The organism is Polynucleobacter sp. AP-Reno-20A-A9, assembly GCF_018882085.1.
Taxonomy (GTDB): domain Bacteria; phylum Pseudomonadota; class Gammaproteobacteria; order Burkholderiales; family Burkholderiaceae; genus Polynucleobacter.
In genome coordinates this window covers 1-1,426 of record NZ_JACVPB010000024.1, presented here as the reverse complement: position 1 = coordinate 1,426, position 1,426 = coordinate 1, and the positions used below count along the sequence as shown (strand labels likewise).

2 protein-coding genes are annotated in these 1,426 nt (G+C 44.7%); one reads left to right on the top strand and one right to left on the bottom strand.

The window, feature by feature from the left end; all coding sequences use genetic code 11:
* Positions 1-161 precede the first annotated feature (161 nt).
* Positions 162-518, bottom strand: a complete 357-nt coding sequence (locus ICN39_RS11035) for a DUF1622 domain-containing protein (protein WP_216234155.1) — start codon at positions 516-518, stop codon at positions 162-164.
* 109 nt (positions 519-627) lie between these two features.
* Here ICN39_RS11035 and ICN39_RS11030 point away from each other — a divergent pair, with 109 nt between their 5' ends.
* Positions 628-1,263 (top strand): NAD(P)H-dependent oxidoreductase, encoded by a 636-nt coding sequence (locus ICN39_RS11030; RefSeq protein WP_216234154.1) that lies wholly within the window; start codon positions 628-630, stop codon positions 1,261-1,263.
* The last annotated feature ends 163 nt before the right edge of the window (positions 1,264-1,426 follow it).

The window sequence follows — 1,426 nt, the reverse complement described above, 5'->3', positions numbered from 1 at the left end:
GGTAAATCCTTCTTTACCTGACAGATAGTGATGAATGACTTCTAGCTTAAAGTCTTTGCTGTATTTGGACATGAGACTGACCCTTTTGAGTTGGATTGGATGTCCAACTTTTGTGGGTCAGTTCATTCGACTCCCTTTTTCATTTAGCGCTTAGATAACACTTATTCTGACTGACCTGGTCTAGGCGCTTGCCATGGCCAGCGACCATCAATCTCTAAAGTCAGGGACCAACTTAAGAAGCAACGAATCAAAACGATGGCGCCCAATACCGCCACACTAGTCAAAGTTGGGCTGATTGCTACTGTCCGAATGACATCTCCCGCAACCAAGACTTCGAGCCCCAAAATGAGTGAGCGCACGATTTGTATGCGAAAGGTTTTATAGGCGACATCAGCCGTCTGAGTGATCAGGCCTTTTGCAAAACAGAAGAGGCCCCATAAAACACCGATGGAAACTACTGCAACCCCCAGAGCATCCATCACATCACTGACATCCCGAATAATTTCAATTTGATTCATGTTCCGGTCTTTTGAGATTGAATGCCTACATATTAGCTCGTTTAGCACTAGCCCCCGTTATAAATTACACTGTGCCATCTTTTACTATATTAATTCCAAGGAAATCAGAATGAGCTTGATTGACAAACTACAGTGGCGCTATGCCACCAAGAAAATGGACCCCACAAAGTCTGTACCACAGGAGAAGGTAGAGCAAATACTAGAGGCCATTCGTTTGACTGCTAGCTCCAGTGGATTACAGCCTTATGAAGTGCTTGTGATTACCAATAAAGCCATTCGTGAAAAGATCAAAGTAATCTCCTGGGATCAAACCCAAGTGGTGGATTCTTCTCACTTGCTCGTTTTTGCTGCTTGGGATACCTATACAGCAGACAGAATCAATCAATCATTTGATATGACTGAGAAGCTGCGCAATTTTAAGAGTGAAGCTGGTGACATCTATCGTCAAAAGCTCCTGACTGGCTATACCGCAAGAGATGCTGAAACCAATTACACCCATGCCGCAAAGCAAGCTTATATTGGACTTGGAACCGCCCTCATTGCAGCCGCATACGAACAAGTGGATTCCACACCCATGGAGGGATTTGATGCTACGGCTCTCGATGAAATCCTCGACCTCAAAGCAAAAGGTTTACGGAGCGTTGTCATGCTGCCGCTGGGATACAGAAAGGCAGATGTGGACTGGTTGCTCAACTTGAAAAAAGTTAGAAGACCTAAGGAAGACTTTGTTACTTGGATTGAGTAGGTAGCTCAAGCTATCAGGAACAAAAAAGCCACCCGAATGAACTGACCCCCAAAAGTTGGACATTATGTCCAACCAAGGGGGTTTTGTTTTATGAGCAAGTACAGCAAGCAGTTCAAGCTAAAGGTAGTTAAAGAGTTTTTAAAGTCAGGCGGTCTCAGGCGGG